Below are 17,544 nucleotides of genomic sequence, written 5' to 3'. Positions count from 1 at the left end.
CTGATATTTATAACAAGGGTCACAGTCGTTACCGCCACTTTGGGGGAGTCTCTTGACCACCACGCCCAATATCTTGCGCGTCACCGTGCAGCGCGGCACCGCAGCGGCGCTGCGCCAGGAAACCTTCGACGTGCCGGCCTATGAAAATCAGACCGTGCTCGACGTGGTGACGTGGATTCAGCAGATGGCCGACCCGACGCTCAGCTACCGCTTCGCCTGCCGCGTCGGCATGTGCGGCTCCTGTGCGATGATGGTCAACGGCGTGCCACGCTGGACCTGCCGGACGCATGTCAAGAAAGTCGCCGCTGACGGCGAGCTTGACATCGGGCCGCTGCGTAACCTGCCGGTGATCAAGGATCTGGTCGCCGACATGGATCCGTTCTTTGACAAATGGGTGGCGGCGGAGGCACGGCATCACCCCTCTGCCGAGCGGGACGACGATTTCGACCCTGTTACGGCCCAAGACCCGGCCCGTGCCGAGGCGGATCTCGGGATCGAATGCATCAATTGCGGCATCTGCTACGCGGCCTGCGATACTGTGGCGGGCAATCCTGACTATCTCGGTCCTGCCGCGCTGCAACGCGCCTGGACCCTGCTCAACGACAGCCGCGACGCGGATCGCGACGGTATTCTGGCGGCGGTCTCGGGCAAGGGCGGTTGCCATAACTGTCATTCCATGGGTAGTTGCGCGCAGTATTGTCCCAATGATCTCAACCCGATGCGGGCGATTGCGGGGCTTAAGCGCGAGACCGTCCGGGCCGCTTGGGGAGGCAAGCGCGATGCTTGATCTGCGGCTCTACATGGCGCAACGGCTGAGCGCATTGGTGATGGTGCCCTTCGTTCTGGGCCATATCGCGGTGATGATTTACGCCATTCAGGGTGGCCTCTCCACCGCCGAAATCCTAGGGCGCACGCAAGGCAGCCTGCTGTGGTTCCTGTTCTACGGCACCTTCGTGATCGCCGTCTCTGTCCACGCCGCCATCGGTCTGCGCGTCATCGCGCATGAATGGGGCGGGCTGCGGGGGCGGGTGCTGGACGGGCTGATGTGGGGCATCGGCGCGTGTCTGTTTTACGTCGGTATTCTGGCGGTATTCGCGGTGGCCCTGCCATGAAAGCGCCGCCCCGCTCTCACCCCCTGTGGCTGGCCTTTGTCCTGCACCGTCTGTCGGGTCTGGCGCTGGCGCTGTTCCTGCCGGTGCATCTGTGGCTGCTGTCCCAAGCGGTCACGTCGCCTGCCACGCTCGATGGGTTCCTTGCCTTCGCGGAACACCCGCTGGTGAAGCTGGCCGAGTTCGGCCTCGTCTTCCTGCTCGCCGTTCACATGGCCGGTGGCCTGCGCCTTTTGGCGCTGGAATTTCTGCCCTGGTCCGACCGGCACAAGACCTATGCCGCCGCCGCCATCGGCGCGGCGCTGTTCCTGTCCGGCACATTCTTCCTGAGGGCGATCTGATGGTGCAAATCGACCGGCATGACACCGATATCCTGATCATCGGCACCGGCGGCGCGGGCCTCTTCGCGGCACTCCACGCGCAGCAATCGGCGCCCGCGGGCACGCGCATCACCATCGCCGTCAAGGGCCTCATTGGCAAAAGCGGCTGCACGCGGATGGTGCAGGGCGGCTATAACGTCGCGCTCGGCGGTGGTGACACCGTTGAGCGGCATTTCATGGATACGATCATGGGCGGCAAATGGCTGCCCAATCAGGACATGGCGTGGAAGCTGTGCGAACAGGCGGTGGTGCGCATCCATGAGCTGGAAAACGAGATCGGCTGCTATTTCGACCGCAACCCCGACGGCACCCTGCATCAAAAGGCCTTTGCCGGGCAGACCGCCGACCGCACGGTGCACAAGGGCGACCTGACCGGTATCGAGATCATCAGCCGGTTGATGGAGCAGGTTCTGGCGCGGCCCGTGGACAAGCTTCAGGAGCATCGCGCCATCGGATTGATCCCGACGCGCGACGGCAGCGCGCTGGCGGGTGTGCTGTTTATCGACATGCGCACTGGCGGGTTCAGGCTGGTGCGGGCCAAGACGGTGCTGATGGCCACCGGCGGCGGCCCGACCATGTACAAGTACAACACCCCCTCGGGCGACAAGACGATGGACGGCCTTGCCATGGCGCTGCGCGCGGGGCTGGAACTGCGCGATATGGAAATGGTGCAGTTTCACCCCACAGGCCTGTTGGCGGGTGATCACACGCGGATGACCGGCACGGTACTGGAGGAAGGCTTGCGCGGTGCGGGTGGGCAGCTTCTTAACGGGGCGGAAAACCGCTTCATGTTCGATTATGATCCCAAGGGTGAACGCGCCACCCGCGACGTGGTCAGCCGCGCGATCTATGCCGAGATCGCCAAGAACAACACGACGGATAATGGCGGCGTTTTCATCTCCATGTCGCATCTCGGCCCCGACCATGTGCGCGCCAAGTTCCCCGGCATGGTCAAGCGCTGCGCCGATAGCGGGTTTGATCTTGCCGGTGGTCTGGTCGAGGTGGTGCCGACCGCGCATTACTTCATGGGCGGCGTGGTCGTGGATGCCGACACCCGCACGGCGATGGAGGGGCTTTACGTCGCCGGAGAGGACGCGGGCGGCGCGCATGGCTCCAACCGGTTGGGCGGCAATGGCGTGGCCAATTCCACCGTTTATGGAGGCGTGGCGGGCGACGTGATGGGCGCGGATATCCGCCAAATGGGTGCGCTGCGCGACCCCTGCCCCGAAGTGTTGCAGGCCGAAGTGGACCGCGCCCTGCATCCGCTCAGCCGCACCCCTGGCCTCGTGCAGCCGATGCGACACGCCCTGCAAGAGGCGATGTGGGAGGATGTGGGCGTGATGCGCAATGCTCCCGGCATGGAACGCGGGCTGACCCGTATCGCCGATATCTCGTCGGAGTTGATGTTGGTCGGCGTCGCGGGTGACGATCTGGCCTTCAACCTCACCTGGCATGACTGGCTGAATCTGCGCTCGCTTTGTGATATATCCGAGGCGATCACGTTGGCAGCCCTTGCCCGCGAGAACTCTCGCGGGGCGCATTACCGCGAGGATTTCCCGGAAACGGGCGATCTCGATGCGTCCTATTTCACCGTGGTCACACAATCCGGAGAGGCGCTGGATGTGCGCCGTGACCCGGTTCAATTCACCAAGGTGCGCCCGGGCGAGACGATCATGCCCGACGGCGCACCCGAAACACTGGTGGCAGCACAATGATACCGATTGACGTGATAGAGAGCACCGCCGGGACGCTGATGGACAAGGCGGCGATCGAGATCCCCGACGACTACCTCACCGGGCTGCAACACGCCGCCGAGACCGAGGATGGCGACCTCTCGTCCTTCGTGCTTCAGGCCATGCTGGAGAATTACAAGGCCGCCAAGGAGGATCGGCGCGCGATGTGCGGCGATACCGGCTGTCCGCGCTGGTACGTCAAGATGGGCAACGAGACGCAGATCGAGGGCGGGCCGGTGGCGCTTGAATGCGCGCTCCGCCGTGCCACGGCGCAGGCGACCGACGGCGTGCCGCTGCGGCCCAATCGGGTGCACCCGCTCTGGCGCACCGATCACAATAACAATGTCGGGATCGGCGCACCCGAGATCGAATATGGCTACGAGCCGGGGGGCGAGTGGATCGACCTCATCACCGTGCACAAGGGTGGTCTGTTCGGCACCGATTACCGGATGCTGTTCCCCTCGGACGGGATCGAGGGGATCAAGCGGTTCTATCTCGACAGCCTCGTGGCCTTTGGCAAGCGCGGGCTGGCCTGTCAGCCGGCGATCATCGGCATCGGGCTTGGCGGCTCCAAGGATACCTGCATGGTTCTGGGCAAGCGCGCCGCCTGCCTGCGTGTGGTGGGCAGCGAGAACCCGGACCCCAAGATCGCGGCGCTGGAGCAGGAATTCAAGGATCTGGGCAACTCCATCGGCATGGGGGCGATGGGGTTTGTCGGCAAAAACATGGTCGTCGATTGTAATATCGAGGTGGGCTATTGCCACACCGGGGGCATGCAGATGTCGGTGCATGCCTTTTGCCTGTCGTCGCGGCGAGCGGTGGCGCGGGTCTATCCTGATGGGCGGGTCGAGTATCGCACCGACCCCGACTGGTTCACCCCCTATCAGCGGCGCGAGACGGTCGAGTGGCCGGGCAGCGCGCAGGAGGCGGCGGAATGAGCAAACCTCGTGAAATCCGGCTGAGCACCACGCCGACGCCCGAAGCGCTGGCCGAGTTGCGGCTTGGCGATATCGTCTATCTCGACGGGTTGCTCTACACCGCGCGCGAAGGCGTCTATAAGCGCGCGCTGGAAGAGCAGGCGAATATCCCGATGGAATTGCCAAGCGAGAGCGCGGCGAATTTCCATTGCTCGCCTGCCGCCGCGATCCGCTCTGACGGCAGTTTTGACATGGGGGCGGTGACGGCGACGGCGTCGTTCCGCTTTGCCAAGTGGCTGCCCGAATGGATGGCAAAGACCGGCGCGCGGCTGATCATCGGCAAGGGTGGCATGTCGTCGAAGGACTACAAGGAGTATTTCGTGCCCAACGGCGCGATTTACCTGTCGACCGTGGGGTACGGCACCGGCGCCTTGCTCGGGCGCGGGATCGAGAAGGTCGAGGCGGTGCACTGGCGTGACGAGTTGGGGCTGGCGCAGGCGATGTGGGTCATCCGCTGCAAAAAGATGGGGCCGTTCATCGTGGCGTCTGATCTGGATGGCAATTGCCTGTTCGAGCGCGAGAACGCCAAGATCGTGCAAAACCTTGATCGGGTCTATGAAGGCACCCGCCCGGCGACGCTCAAACGCTATGGCGAGACCGATGACCGCTCGGATGAGGTGATCGGCTAGAAAGCCGTTTGCAAACGGCTTTCCCCGCGATTTCGAAATCGCGGTGGAACGCCCTTGCAAGGGCGTTCTCGCTCAAAGCAGTTCGCGCGCCAGAAGCACGGCGCCGGAAATGAAAGTCATGGCGATCAGGAGCCGCCGGAAGGCTGCATCCGGCAGCCGCTTGAAGATCGCGATGCCGATCTGGGCAGATACCATTGCGCTGGGCAGAGCGAGGGCGAGGTATGTCAATGTCTGAGGCGTGTAGGCGCCTTTCATGGCGAGGGCTGCCGCGGTTAATGTGAGGACCATGACGTTGAACGGTTGCAGCACGGCGCGCGTCTCGGCCTTTGGCCAGGGGCGCAGGGCGCACCACATCATCGGCAGCGCCCCCGAGAGCGAGGCGGCACCGCCAAGGACGCCGCCCGAGAAACCCACGATCATGTCCCATACTGGAGTCGGGCGCTCAAACCGGGGCAGATGCGTGCGCAGGCTGAAGTAGCCGCCATAGAGAATGAGAAACCCGGCGACCCCCAGCTTGAGGCTGCGGGCGTCGAGCACCGAGAGCACCATGACGCCCAACGGAATCCCCATGATCCCGGGCACCAGGAATCGCATCAGGCGCTGTTTGTTCGCGCCGATGGCGTGGCGCACGATCCAGAGGCCCTGTAATCCGGTGGCTACAGATAGCACGACGACCATCGCCACGGCCTGCACAGGTGGCATGACGGTGAGAAAAAAGCCGAGCGCGAAAAGGGCAGTCCCAAATCCCGCCAGCCCATTGATCAGACCCCCCGCCATGGCTCCGGCGGCAACGTAGAGTGAAACCTCAAGGCTCATGCGGTGCTGCCGGGTCTGGCGGGCGTAAAGGTGCCGATATCGACCGCGCGCAGCAGGGCCTTGTGGATCTCCTGAATAATCCGGATCCGAGGATTGTCACGCCGCCATGCAAGGGAGAGCACCCGCGTGGGTGCCCCGTCGGGCAGGGCGAGGCGCTTGAGCGGCAGCGGGTTGTAGCCTCTTACGCAGCGCGCAGGCACGATAGACACCCCAAGCCCGGCGAGGACCATGCTTGAGATGGCTTCCAGCCCTTCGAGTTCCATCGTGACCGAGACCTTGACCCCGGTTTCGCGGAGCCAACTATCGATCATGCTGCCGACGACCGCATCACGGCTGAATCGGATGAAGGGGTGGTGTTCGAGTAGCTCAAGCGCATTGTCACTTTCGGCATCCATCGGCGCGAGCAGCTGCATCGGCTCATCGGCGACGTCTGAATACTCCATATCGGGCAGCATAGGGCCTTGACGGGACAGGATGGACGCGTCGAGCGCGCCGCGTTCGACCTCGGCAATGAGCGGTGTGGTCATTCCGGGGAACACCCTGACACGCAGATCCGGAAACCGTTCTTTCAATAGCCTCACCGCAAGGGGCGTGAGGCCGGTCAGCGTCATCGGTACTGCGCCAAGCGAGATTTCTCCCTGAAATCCCTCGTCACCCAGCACCGAGGGCACGATACCATCGTAGGCGCGCACGACCTCGCGCGCGCGGGCGACGAAGGCGCGACCCGCGGGTGTGAGCGAGGGCGAGCGGCGTGACCGGTCAAAGAGCGCGACGCCCCATTCCTCTTCCAGACTGCGCATTTGCTGGCTGACGGCCGCATGCGTGACGAATACGGCATCCGCCGCCGCGCTGAAGGTCTTGTGGTCGTCTACTGCAATCAGGGTGCGCAGGCGCCGAATTGACATATTTTGCCCCTTGCGTAATATTTTCTAACATAAGCTGTAACGGAATATTGCTTATATTAAGGTTGTCTTAAAGTTAAACCTAAAGACGGAGGCGTTGCAATCCGCGTTCAGACGGACGGCGACCTGACAGAGGAGGAGGACACAATGAAATTAAGACATCTGGGCGCAGTTTGCGCCATGGGTCTCGGACTAGGCGCACTGCCTGCCCTGGCCGAATATCCCGAACGCCCGATCAACATGGTCATTCCCTATGGGGCGGGGGGCGCGACGGACATTTCCGCGCGCACGATCGCCGAGCCATTGGGCAACGCGGTGGGCGGCACGCTGGTCATGTCGAACATCACCGGCGCGGGGGGCGCGACCGGCTCGGTCGCGGTGCAGAACGCCAAGCCGGACGGCTACACCATGCTGTTCGCGCGGGTCGGCTCGCATTCGGTGAACCCGGCGATGAAGGCGACGCTGCCCTATACGCTCGACGATTACCGTTTTGTCACGGTCTACGAGATCAACCCGGTGGCCTGTGCGGTGCGGCCTGATTCCGGCATCGAAAGCATGGAGGATCTGGTCAGCCTGACCGAGAGCGAGGGCACCAGCTATAGTTCGTCGGGCGTGGGGTCGATGCTGCATCTGGCGGCGGTCTTTGTACTGGATGAGTTCGGCGTCACGGAGCCGCTGGAAAAGGCCACGCATATCCCGCAAAAGGGTGGCGGTGCTGCGGCGACGGCGGTGCTCAACGGCACGGCGACGTTCCTGTGCACCAACACCTCGGCGCTGGCGAGTTTCGTGGCCAATGGGCAATTGAAGCCGCTGATGGTGACGACGGACGAGCCGGTGCCGGGCTTTGACGCGCCTTCGGCGAGTTCGCTTGGGAAACCCGATCTCACCCAGCTGGTTGGTTGGACCGGCATTGCCGGGCCGGATGACCTGCCCGACGACGTGGCCGCCAAATGGGGCGCGTGGATTGCCGAGGCCGCTGGCAACGAGAAATTCGTCGAGCAGATGACGGCACGCGGCTCGGTGATCGAGGTGATGAGCCCGGAAGAGGCAAACGAGTTCATCGAGACCCAATACAACACCTTCCGCGCGCTGGTGGACAAGCTGGGCATGCGGATCGAAGGCTGAGGCCTGATTGACAAACGCCCCGGGCGCCGCTGTCATGCGCCCGGGCAACAAAAGCCGTTATCTGATCGGGGAGGGTCAGGTGTGAGCCATCGGGCAATGCAGGTGCAGCTTGGCATCGGGGCCATAGTCGCGGCCCTCTTTCTTATCCTATATGCCATTCCGAACTGGGTCTCGTCGCCCAGCAATGTGCGCAATATCGTGCTGTCGCCGCTCTTTTGGCCGTATATTCTGGCCGGGCTCACGGCGTTTGTGGGGGTGGGCCTGATGTTTTCGGCGCGCGGCGCACATTCCGAAGACGGGCCGGTCAATCCACCGATTGAAGACCCCGGCAAGGGTGCGCTGCGCCTCGTGGCGATGGCGGCCTTGATGGTCGTCACGTTCCTGGTGATGCCGTGGCTCGGCATGGTCTGGACCTCGATGCTGGCCTTCGTGGCGCTGGCCTTTCTCGTCAAGACACGCCATCCGGTCGCGGCGGTGATCTGTGCGGTGGTGGTGCCGCTCGTACTCTATGCCTTTTTCGCTCATGTCGCGAGCGTGGCGATCCCGCAAGGTGAATTGGTGAGACTGCCATGAGCCTGATTGACAGCGTGATGGCGGGGCTGGCCCTTGTCGGCAATTGGGAGGCGTTCCTGTCACTGGCCATCGGTGTGGTGATCGGGGTGGTGGGTGGCGCGATCCCCGGCATTTCGGCGACCATGGCGGTGGCGCTGGCGCTACCCTTCACCTTTCCGATGGCGCCGATCAACGGCATCCTGCTGCTGCTGGGCGTCTACAAGGGCGGCATTTTCGGCGGCTCGATCCCGGCAATCCTGATCAAGACGCCGGGCACGCCTGCCTCGTCGGCCACGATCCTCGACGGCCACCCGATGGCCGAACGCGGCGAGGCGGGGCGCGCGCTGGGCATGGCGCTCTGGGCGTCTTGCACGGCGGATTTCGTCTCTAACCTTGCGCTGATCTTCTTTGCGGGCTTCCTTGCGTCCTTCGCGCTCAGTTTCGGGCCGCCGGAGTTTTTCGCGCTGATCCTGTTCTCATTGACGATCATCGCCGGTGTCTCGGGCGAGAGCCTGCTGCGCGGGGCGCTGTCGGCGCTGTTGGGGCTGCTGCTGGCCACCATCGGGCTCGATCTGGTTTACGGCACCAACCGGTTCACCTTCGGCGATCCGAACCTGATGGGCGGGCTGAATTTCATCGCTGTGCTGATCGGCCTTTTTGCCATCCCCGAGGTGATCAACATGGTCTGGCACCCCACCGGCCACATGGGCAAAGTGCAGAAGTTGGGCAGCAAATGGGTCACATTTGTGGAATACAAGCGTTGTTTTCGCTCGATCATCCGGGGCAGTTTCATCGGGGTTTTTCTCGGCTCTATTCCGGGGATCGGCGCCGCCCCGGCGGCGTTCCTCAGCTATTCCGAAGCGCGGCGCAAATCGCCCAACAAGGCGAATTTCGGCAAGGGCGAGATCGAGGGTGTCGCGGCCTCGGAGGCCGGTAACAATGGCGTGGCGGGCGCGACGCTCATTCCGCTGCTGGCGCTGGGCGTGCCGGGGGACGTGATCACCGCGATCATCATCGGGGCGTTCATGGTGCACGGGCTGCAACCGGGTCCGATGATGTTCATCATGAATGTCGACATCATATACGGGCTCTTTATCGGCCTTATCCTGTCCTCTGGGATTCTGTTCGTCGTCGGGGGGCTGGCTATTCGCGGTTTTCGCCCGGTGGCGGATATTCCCAAGCGCATCCTGATGCCGATGGTGTTGGTGCTGTGCATCTACGGGGTGTTCGCGGTCAACAACAACATTTTCGACGTCGGTGTGATGTTCGTGATGGGGGGCGTCGGCTTTGCCATGGGGCGCTATCATATCCCGCCGGCACCGTTTCTGATCGCGTTCATCCTCGGGCCATTGCTTGAGGACAACTTTCGCCAATCCATGCTGATGTCGGGCGGTAGCCCCGATATCTTGCTCCGGGGTCCGATCACTTGGGTGTTCTGGGCACTCACGGTTCTGGCGATCGTGACGATCGCACGGGGAACGCTGAACGCCGCGCGCGAAGGCAACTGAACACGTATCAGGGGGCCGGCGTATTCGAGTCTGACGGGGCGGCGCAGGCAAAACGCAGGGCGCGGACCCGGTCGGCATTGTCCCGCGCAACCCGGCCATCGGCATGCCAGAGTGAATTTTCAAATCCGACCCGCATCTTGCCGCCCAGGTGATGCGCCCGGCAAAGACAGGCCGTTTCGGCCACGCCAAAGGCGCAGAGCGCCCAGTCGGGTGCGATGTTTTCCCGGGTCAACGCCTTGAGAAATGCCTCCAGATCCGTCGGGTCGCTCTGTTGCCCGGCGGTATACCGCCCGAGGACAAAGATCAGTTGCAGATCGGGCGCGGTGAAGAGCGTGGGTGGTAACACATTGCGCAGAAGCTCCAGATCGCCCGCCTCGTAGAGAATGTGTTGGACGGCGATACCACGCTCGGCACAGTCCTGGTAGAACCGCATTACGATGTTTTGGGCCGTATCAGTGACGATTTCGCGTGGTGCGATCGAGACCAGCCCGGCCCCAGAATGCAGGGCGACGTGGCGTTGGTGTTCCGACGCGTAGAGCCCGACCGCCTCGGTCGTGACCTGTAGCGCCATGCCCGGCACCGCGCTGCGCAACTCGGCAAGCGCCTCGGCGTAGAGACCGGCATCAAGCACATGGCGCCCCTGCGCGTCGCGCAAATGCAGATGCAGCCCATCCGCGCCCTCGGCGGCGCAGGCGCGCGCGGTGGCGACGATCTCGGGCAGGGTCATCGGCAAGGCCGGGTGATCGGCCTTGGTCCTGCGCGCGCCGTTCGGGGCGACCATGAGGGCGGGCAGTGCCGTCATCCGAGCACCGTGGTCAATGCTGTAGAAAGTTTGCCGGTCAATTCGTCGACCTGCGCATCGGTCAGAATGAACGGTGGAGCCAGCAGAACATGATCGCCGCGTTGCCCGTCAATCGTGCCGCCCATGGGGTAACAGATAAGTCCCGCCTCGAAGGTGGCGGCCTTGAGCGCCTTGTGAACCGCACGTTCCGGGGCGAACGGTGCCTTGGTGCCACGATCCTCGACGAGTTCGAGACCGCGAAACATGCCGCGACCGCGAATGTCGCCGATATGGGGGTGTTGTCCAAAAACCTCGTGCAGCGCGGTGTCCAAGCGTTCGCCCATGCGCCTGGCGCGCTCGGTCAATCCACCGTCGGTCAGCTTGGTCACGACGGCATCGGCCGCGGCGCAGGCCATCGGGTGACCGACATAGGTGTGACCATGCTGAAAGAACCCCGATCCATGCTCTATTTCGCCGTAGATCTCGCCCGAGCACAGCATCGCGCCAATCGGCTGATAGCCCGCGCCAAGACCCTTGGCGATGGTCACGATGTCGGGGCGCACGCCGTCCTGCTCACAGGCAAAGAGCGTGCCGGTGCGCCCCATCCCGCACATCACCTCGTCGAGGATCAGGAGGATACCGTATGTGTCACAAATCTCGCGGATTCGGGCAAAATAGCCCGGAACCGGCGGCACCGCGCCGAGGGTTGCGCCGACCACGGGTTCGGCCACGAAGCCGATCACGGTCTCGGGGCCAAGACGCAGAATCTCTGCTTCGAGTTCATTCGCGACGCGCAGGCCATACGCCTGCGGTGTCTCGTCCTCGGCGCGCCCGCGATATTCGTAGCAGGGGGCAATATGGCTGGTTTCGACCATCAACGGCGCAAACGGCGCGCGCCGCCACGCATTCCCGCCGGTCCCGAGCGCCCCGAGTGTATTGCCGTGATAGCTCTGACGACGTGCGATAAAGCAATGCCGCTCGGGTGCGCCGGTTTCGATGCAATATTGGCGTGCGAGTTTGAGCGCGGCCTCGACGGCCTCTGACCCTCCCGAGACGAAATAGACACGGTCTATTCCCTCGGGGGCGTGTGCGATCAACCTGTCGGCAAGGGATTCGGCCGGGTCCGAGGTAAAGAACCCGGTATGCGCAAAGGCAAGGCGATCCGCCTGCGCCTTGATCGCCGCCGTCACGTCCGGATCGGAATGCCCGAGACATGACACCGCCGCACCGCCGGATCCGTCAAGATACGCCTTTCCGCTGCTGTCGTAGATATATGCGCCCTCGCCGCGCTGGGCTGTGGGCAGGTGGGCCTTGGTGTGACGGGGAAAGACATGGGACATGGGGTGCTCCGGTTAGGTCCTCGATCTGAAACAGATGATTCACTTATTGACAAGATATGAAACACCTGAAACGCTCAATCCGACCGAAAGCGTGGGGCGGTATTGGACACATCCTTTGAACAGAGACTGGCCGAGAGATCCGATGCGCTGAGCGAAAAATTGCGGCGTGCGGGTGAATATGTGGCACGTCATCCTGTCAACACGGCGACCCGGTCCTTGCGGGTTGTGGCGCAGGATAGCGGCCTTGCCCCGGCCACGTTTTCGCGGATGGCACGCGCGCTCGACTATGCGAGCTTTGAAGAGCTGCGCGAAGTCATGCGCCGGAAAATAAACAACCGTGTCAACAGCTTTGCAACTCGGGCGCAGCGCATGCAGGAAATCAGCGCGAGCGGGGAGGTGACGTTTTTCGAGGCGCATATCGCCGCCTGCCAGAGCAACCTGCAAAGCCTGGCGCACGAGATAGATCAAGCCCTGCTGGAGCGGACCGTGGCGCGGCTGCATACCTGCCGCAGCGTCTTGTTGATGGGTGCGCTCGGGTCGACCGGGGTCGTCGAGTACCTCGCCTACATGGCAAGTTTCGCGTGTTCCAAATGGTCTATTGCGGGGCGCATGGGGTCGTCTTTTGCCTCGGGGCTTACGGGGCTGGCAGAGGAGGACGCGGTGATCATCGTCACCAAGCCGCCGTTTTCCACGCGTGTGATTCGTGCCGCCGAGCAGGCGCATGCGCAAGGTGCGTTCATCGTGGTCATCACGGATACGCATGCCTGCCCCGCCTTGCGCCATGCCTCGGCCGGGTTTGTCGTGCCCACCGAAAGCCCGCATTTTTATTCGTCCTATGTCGCGACCATGGTTCTGGTCGAAACCATGGTCGGCATGCTGGTCAACCGCGCCGGGCCCGAAGCGCGCGCGCGCATTGCCCAGATCGAAGAGAGCAACCGCCGTCTGCAAGAGGTTTGGGACGGCTGAGCGTTGAACCCAGAAACATCGACTAAAAGGGAGAGAATGATGTTTGCAAAATTCAAGATCACAGTCTGCGCCGCGGCACTTGCGGCGATGGCGGCTCCGGCGGCACAGGCCGAAGAGTTCATTACCATCGGCACGGGCGGTGTGACCGGGGTCTATTACCCCACGGGCGGCGCGATTTGCCGTCTGGTGAACAAGGGGCGCAAGGATCATGGCATTCGCTGTTCGGTCGAATCGACCGGTGGATCGGTCTACAACATCAACACGATCCGCGAGGGTGAGCTGGAATTTGGTGTCGCGCAGTCGGACTGGCAGTACCACGCCTATAACGGCACCTCGCGGTTTGAAGAAGCCGGGCCGTTTGAGGGGCTGCGCGCGGTGTTTTCGGTGCATCCAGAGCCGTTCACTGTCGTGGCGCGCGCCGACTCCGATGTCAGCGAGTTCCAGGATCTCAAGGGCAAGCGCGTCAATATCGGCAACCCCGGCTCCGGCCAGCGTGGCACGATGGAGGTTCTGCTCGACGCGATGGGCTGGAGCACGGATGATTTCGCGCTCGCGACAGAGCTGAAAGCGGCAGAGCAGTCGGCGGCGCTCTGCGATAACCAGATCGATGCGATGGTCTATACTGTCGGGCACCCGTCCGGCTCGATTCAGGAGGCCACGACGGCGTGTGATTCGGTGTTGGTGAACGTGACCGGCGATGCCGTGGACAAGCTGATCGCCGACAATGCGTTTTACCGCACCGCAACCATCCCCGGTGGCATGTATCGCGGCAATGACGAAGACACGACGACCTTTGGCGTGGGGGCGACGTTTGTGACATCCACCGATGTCTCGGAAGAGGCCGTGTATACCGTGGTGAAGTCGGTGTTCGAGAATTTCGACGACTTCAAGGGTCTGCACCCGGCGTTTTCCATCCTTGAGCCCGAAGAAATGGCGACTGCGGGTCTTTCGGCGCCGCTGCATGCGGGTGCTGCGAAATTCTACAAGGAACAGGGCTGGATCGAGTAAGATCTGTCCTGCTTACGTCAGGAGATGGGCGGTGCGCCGCCCTCTCCCACCGGCAAACAAGCCAGAATACGATAAAAAGCCGTAGATCACGCGGCAGTCCAGGGAGCGACAGGGATGGCTGACAAGGGCTCGGGCAAAGGCCCGCTGAGCGAAGAAGAGCTGCAAGAGCTTGTGGCATCGACCGACTCCGGTGCGCGCAATCCAACCGGGGCGGTGGCGCTGTTGTTGGTGGTTGTCGCTCTGGTCTGGTCGGTTTTCCAGGTCTTGCTGGCCTCGCCCATCGCCAATTACGTTCTGCCCGGCTCGCTGATCAACAACTCGCGGCAAATCCATCTCGCCTTCGCCGTGTTTCTGGCGTTCATGGCCTACCCGATGCTGCGGCGCAGTCCGCGCCACTACGTGCCGATCTATGATTGGGTCCTGGGGCTGATGGGGACATTCACGGCGCTTTATGGCTTCATCTTTTACGAGAAGGTCGTGCAATCGGGAGGGCTGGCCGATGATGTCGATAAGTGGTTCGCGCTTGCCGGGCTGCTTATTCTGTTCGAGGGCGCGCGGCGCGCGCTTGGCCCGGCGATGGCGATCATCGCCACGATCTTTCTGGCCTACGTCTTTTTTGGCGCCAGCGAGATCGTACCCGAGGTCATCCGCTGGAAGGGTGCCAGCCTGAAAAAGGCTATGAGCCATATGTGGATCACATCCGAGGGCGTGTTTGGCATTGCGCTGGGTGTGTCGACCAAGTTTGTCTTTCTCTTCGTGCTGTTCGGTGCGCTTCTCGATAAGGCCGGGGCGGGGAATTACTTTATCAAGATGGCGTTTGGCGCGCTCGGCCACCTGCGTGGCGGCCCGGCCAAAGCCGCTGTTGTCGGCTCTGCCGCGACCGGCCTGATTTCGGGCTCGTCCATTGCCAATGTCGTCACGACCGGCACGTTCACGATCCCATTGATGAAGCGTGTGGGCTTTACCAGCGAAAAGGCGGGTGCGGTCGAGGTCGCAAGCTCGGTCAACGGGCAGATCATGCCGCCGGTGATGGGCGCGGCTGCGTTTCTGATGGTCGAGTATGTCGGCATTTCCTATGTCGAGGTCATCACCCATGCCTTTCTGCCCGCCGCGATCAGCTATATCGCGCTGGTCTATATCGTGCATCTTGAAGCGGTGAAGCAGAACATGCCGACACTGGGCGACCGGGTTGTGAGCCTCGGGCGTACGATCGGGGGCATGTTCGCGTTCTTCGCGGGGTTTGCCGCGCTTTGCTACGGTGTGCAGTTCCCGGTGGGCTGGATCGTGGCGCTGTTTCCCGAGGGGTCGGGGCTCGTCCTGTCGGGGGTGTTGGTCCTGGCTTATCTCGGTCTGTTGTGGCTGGCATCCGGCGTGCCGGATCTCGAACCAGACGATCCGAATGCCGAAGATGTGCAACTGCCTGTGGTTGGCGAGATCTACAAGGCTGGTCTATATTACCTGCTGCCGATCATCGTGCTGGTCTATTTCCTCATGATCGAGCAGAAAAGCCCCGGCCTCTCGGCCTTTTGGGCGACGATGCTGTTGTTTGTCATCCTGCTCACGCAACGCCCGGTCAAGACACTATTCCGCGGCGAAAGCGAAACATTGAATGCCGCGCGCGCCGGATTGGGCGATCTGGTGGCCGGGCTGATCGATGGCGCGCGCAACATGATCGGGATTGCCCTTGCGACCGCGACGGCGGGTGTGATCGTGGGCACCGTGACACTGACCGGCGTCGGGCAGGTCATGGCCAATCTGGTCGAGTTCCTGTCGGGCGGAAATCTGATCCTGATGCTGGTGATGGTCGGGCTGCTCAGTCTGATCCTCGGTATGGGGCTGCCGACGACGGCCAATTATATCGTGGTCAGTTCGTTGATGGCTGGGGTCGTGGTAGAGCTTGGGGCGCAATCGGGGCTGATTGTGCCACTGATCGCGGTGCATCTCTTTGTGTTCTATTTCGGGATCATGGCGGATGTGACGCCACCTGTGGGGCTTGCCAGTTTTGCCGCTGCCGCCGTCTCTGGCGGCGATGCGATCCGCACCGGCTTTGCCGCGTTCTTCTACAGCCTGCGCACCGTGGCGCTGCCTTTCGTGTTCATCTTCAACACCAACATGCTGTTGATTGACGTCACATGGATACAGGGGATCATAACCTTTGTGGTGGCGACTATTGCCATACTCGTCTTTACCGCCGGAACAATGGGCTGGTTCGTGACCCGCAACCGCATCTACGAGAGTGTGGCCCTTGTTGCCATCGCCTTTGCGCTCTTCAGGCCGGATTATTTCATGGATCGGTTGCAACCGCCCTTTGCCATGGTTCCGCCTGCCGCGCTCGAACAGGCGCTGGACGAGGTTGAGCCGGGGCAGGATTTGCGCCTGATCGTGTCTGGCCCGGACTTTATCTCTGGCGAGCCCAAGGAAACGACGCTGGTTCTGTCGGTCACTGAAGAGGCGGACGGTGCGGCGCGCTTGCAGAATTCGGGCCTCATGCTGATGGAGGACGGCGACCGCGTGGTGATGGAAGAGCCGATGTTCGGCACGCCGTTCTCGGAGATTCTGCAAGGGTTTGATTTCTATGGTGATGATCCTGTCACGCTGGAGAGCGTCAAGGCGCCCAAGTCGCAATGGCCGCAAGAGTTGGTGTTCATTCCGGCGCTTGTCCTGCTGGGGCTGGTCGCGCTTGTGCAGCGCGCGCGCATGACAAAAGAAGGAGTCCCGGCATGAGCCGTCCAGTCCTTTGTGCTGTGGATATCAGCACGCCCCATCGTGATGACAACGTCCTGCGCAAGGCGGCGCAGCTCGCGGCACTGGAAAATGCGCAACTGGATGTGATCACCGTGGTGCCTGATTACGGGATGAGCGTGGTCGGCGGCTATTTTGACAAGACGCACCATGACAGCGTCATGCAAGAGGCCAAGCGGTTGCTCAACGATCTTGTGACGGATGTTCTCGGGGCAGAGGCCAACGCGGCCGTGCGGCACGTCATCCTGAGCGGAAGTAGCGCCTATGACGAGATTCTGCGCGTCGCGCGCGCCGATGATGCGGGTCTGATCGTGATTGGTGCCCACAAGCCCGACTTCAAGGATTATCTGCTCGGTCCCAATGCCGCGCGGGTTGTGCGGCATTCGCATTGCTCGGTCTTCGTCGTCAGATAAGTTTTGCGTGACTTGCGCCTTTCGGGCTTTGAAATGGCGGCGCGCCTTCATATATTCAAATAAGAAGATATGAAGGGCAGGGCTGACTTGCCGCTGCTGTGCCTTTGCGAAAGGACCGAACATGACCGGCTTTGAAACGGCTTTCACGCCAGTGCAGTCTCTTGTTGGCGGCGTTTTGATCGGACTGTCCGCGGTGTTGCTGATGTTCCTTCAGGGTCGCATCATGGGGGCGACCGGTATCCTGTCTGGCCTTTTGACGGCCAACACCTCGGGCGACAAAGGCTGGCGCGCGGCGATGGTCCTGGGGATGATCGCAGGACCTATCCTTGTCTTTGCCCTGACCGGTCAGATGCCTGCGGTCGATGTGCCGGTGAGTTGGCCGATGATCCTGATCGGTGGTTTCATCGTGGGGATCGGCGTGACCTTTGGCTCGGGGTGCACATCCGGGCATGGGGTGTGTGGAATGGCGCGGCTGTCGCGGCGGTCGATCAGCGCGACGATCACCTTCATGATCGCCTGCTTCATTACCGTTTTCGTCATCCGTCACGTGATTGGAGTGTAAG

General features: G+C 62.4%; 18 protein-coding genes. 14 read left to right on the top strand and 4 right to left on the bottom strand.

Going from position 1 to position 17,544, the window contains the following annotated elements:
* Positions 1–70 precede the first annotated feature (70 nt).
* From Q0X85_RS03750 to Q0X85_RS03725, 6 genes are read left to right on the top strand one after another with little or no spacing between them, the layout of a single operon-like run.
* The gene (locus tag Q0X85_RS03750; protein ID WP_297769467.1) at positions 71–787 is read left to right on the top strand and encodes a 2Fe-2S iron-sulfur cluster-binding protein; all 717 of its coding nucleotides are present in this window, start codon (positions 71–73) and stop codon (positions 785–787) included.
* Positions 780–1,112, top strand: a complete 333-nt coding sequence (locus tag Q0X85_RS03745) for a succinate dehydrogenase (RefSeq protein WP_297769197.1) — start codon at positions 780–782, stop codon at positions 1,110–1,112. Before Q0X85_RS03750 ends, Q0X85_RS03745 begins: the two co-directional genes overlap by 8 nt.
* The gene (gene sdhC, locus Q0X85_RS03740; protein WP_297769194.1) at positions 1,109–1,450 is read left to right on the top strand and encodes a succinate dehydrogenase, cytochrome b556 subunit; all 342 of its coding nucleotides are present in this window, start codon (positions 1,109–1,111) and stop codon (positions 1,448–1,450) included. Before Q0X85_RS03745 ends, sdhC begins: the two co-directional genes overlap by 4 nt.
* Positions 1,450–3,204: an FAD-binding protein gene (locus tag Q0X85_RS03735; RefSeq protein ID WP_297769191.1), complete on the top strand. Its 1,755-nt coding sequence runs from the start codon at positions 1,450–1,452 to the stop codon at positions 3,202–3,204. The genes sdhC and Q0X85_RS03735 overlap by 1 nt, the downstream gene beginning before the upstream one ends.
* Positions 3,201–4,160 (top strand): fumarate hydratase, encoded by a 960-nt coding sequence (locus Q0X85_RS03730; protein WP_297769188.1) that lies wholly within the window; start codon positions 3,201–3,203, stop codon positions 4,158–4,160. The genes Q0X85_RS03735 and Q0X85_RS03730 overlap by 4 nt, the downstream gene beginning before the upstream one ends.
* Positions 4,157–4,828 (top strand): fumarate hydratase C-terminal domain-containing protein, encoded by a 672-nt coding sequence (locus Q0X85_RS03725; RefSeq protein ID WP_297769185.1) that lies wholly within the window; start codon positions 4,157–4,159, stop codon positions 4,826–4,828. The genes Q0X85_RS03730 and Q0X85_RS03725 overlap by 4 nt, the downstream gene beginning before the upstream one ends.
* A 72-nt stretch (positions 4,829–4,900) precedes the next feature.
* On the opposite strand, the gene Q0X85_RS03720 is transcribed toward Q0X85_RS03725, so the two are convergent.
* Positions 4,901–5,644, bottom strand: coding sequence for a sulfite exporter TauE/SafE family protein (locus tag Q0X85_RS03720; RefSeq protein ID WP_297769183.1), 744 nt, complete (start codon positions 5,642–5,644; stop codon positions 4,901–4,903).
* A complete protein-coding gene (locus Q0X85_RS03715) occupies positions 5,641–6,549 on the bottom strand; it encodes a LysR family transcriptional regulator (RefSeq protein WP_297769180.1) in 909 nt (302 codons plus the stop codon). The genes Q0X85_RS03720 and Q0X85_RS03715 overlap by 4 nt, the downstream gene beginning before the upstream one ends.
* Before the next feature lie 144 nt (positions 6,550–6,693).
* Here Q0X85_RS03715 and Q0X85_RS03710 point away from each other — a divergent pair, with 144 nt between their 5' ends.
* The 3 genes from Q0X85_RS03710 (at position 6,694) to Q0X85_RS03700 (ending at position 9,731) form a co-directional block, all read left to right on the top strand.
* Entirely contained in the window at positions 6,694–7,671 is a 978-nt protein-coding gene (locus Q0X85_RS03710) for a tripartite tricarboxylate transporter substrate binding protein (RefSeq protein ID WP_297769177.1), read from the top strand.
* Between the two features lie 81 nt (positions 7,672–7,752).
* Positions 7,753–8,244: a tripartite tricarboxylate transporter TctB family protein gene (locus Q0X85_RS03705; protein ID WP_297769175.1), complete on the top strand. Its 492-nt coding sequence runs from the start codon at positions 7,753–7,755 to the stop codon at positions 8,242–8,244.
* Positions 8,241–9,731, top strand: a complete 1,491-nt coding sequence (locus tag Q0X85_RS03700; protein ID WP_297769172.1) for a tripartite tricarboxylate transporter permease — start codon at positions 8,241–8,243, stop codon at positions 9,729–9,731. The genes Q0X85_RS03705 and Q0X85_RS03700 overlap by 4 nt, the downstream gene beginning before the upstream one ends.
* Before the next feature lie 7 nt (positions 9,732–9,738).
* On the opposite strand, the gene Q0X85_RS03695 is transcribed toward Q0X85_RS03700, so the two are convergent.
* Entirely contained in the window at positions 9,739–10,533 is a 795-nt protein-coding gene (locus Q0X85_RS03695) for a 3-keto-5-aminohexanoate cleavage protein (protein ID WP_297769170.1), read from the bottom strand.
* Positions 10,530–11,852 (bottom strand): aspartate aminotransferase family protein, encoded by a 1,323-nt coding sequence (locus tag Q0X85_RS03690; protein ID WP_297769167.1) that lies wholly within the window; start codon positions 11,850–11,852, stop codon positions 10,530–10,532. Before Q0X85_RS03690 ends, Q0X85_RS03695 begins: the two co-directional genes overlap by 4 nt.
* A 102-nt stretch (positions 11,853–11,954) precedes the next feature.
* Between Q0X85_RS03690 and Q0X85_RS03685 the strand changes: the two genes are divergently transcribed.
* The 5 genes from Q0X85_RS03685 (at position 11,955) to Q0X85_RS03665 (ending at position 17,543) form a co-directional block, all read left to right on the top strand.
* Positions 11,955–12,818 (top strand): MurR/RpiR family transcriptional regulator, encoded by an 864-nt coding sequence (locus Q0X85_RS03685; RefSeq protein ID WP_297769165.1) that lies wholly within the window; start codon positions 11,955–11,957, stop codon positions 12,816–12,818.
* 39 nt (positions 12,819–12,857) lie between these two features.
* Positions 12,858–13,826: a TAXI family TRAP transporter solute-binding subunit gene (locus tag Q0X85_RS03680; RefSeq protein WP_297769162.1), complete on the top strand. Its 969-nt coding sequence runs from the start codon at positions 12,858–12,860 to the stop codon at positions 13,824–13,826.
* A gap of 114 nt (positions 13,827–13,940) precedes the next feature.
* Complete coding sequence (locus Q0X85_RS03675) at positions 13,941–16,550, top strand: TRAP transporter permease (protein WP_297769159.1); 2,610 nt, start codon at positions 13,941–13,943, stop codon at positions 16,548–16,550.
* Positions 16,547–16,981, top strand: a complete 435-nt coding sequence (locus Q0X85_RS03670) for a universal stress protein (RefSeq protein ID WP_297769156.1) — start codon at positions 16,547–16,549, stop codon at positions 16,979–16,981. Before Q0X85_RS03675 ends, Q0X85_RS03670 begins: the two co-directional genes overlap by 4 nt.
* 121 nt (positions 16,982–17,102) lie before the next feature.
* On the top strand, positions 17,103–17,543 hold the full coding sequence (locus Q0X85_RS03665; protein WP_297769153.1) for a YeeE/YedE family protein: 441 nt from the start codon (positions 17,103–17,105) through the stop codon (positions 17,541–17,543).
* Position 17,544: the final 1 nt, after the last annotated feature.

This window comes from uncultured Roseovarius sp. (genome assembly GCF_947259555.1).
GTDB lineage: Bacteria > Pseudomonadota > Alphaproteobacteria > Rhodobacterales > Rhodobacteraceae > Roseovarius.
The sequence above is the reverse complement of the archived record's forward strand: the minus strand, read 5'-3'. Positions and strand labels throughout refer to the sequence as shown.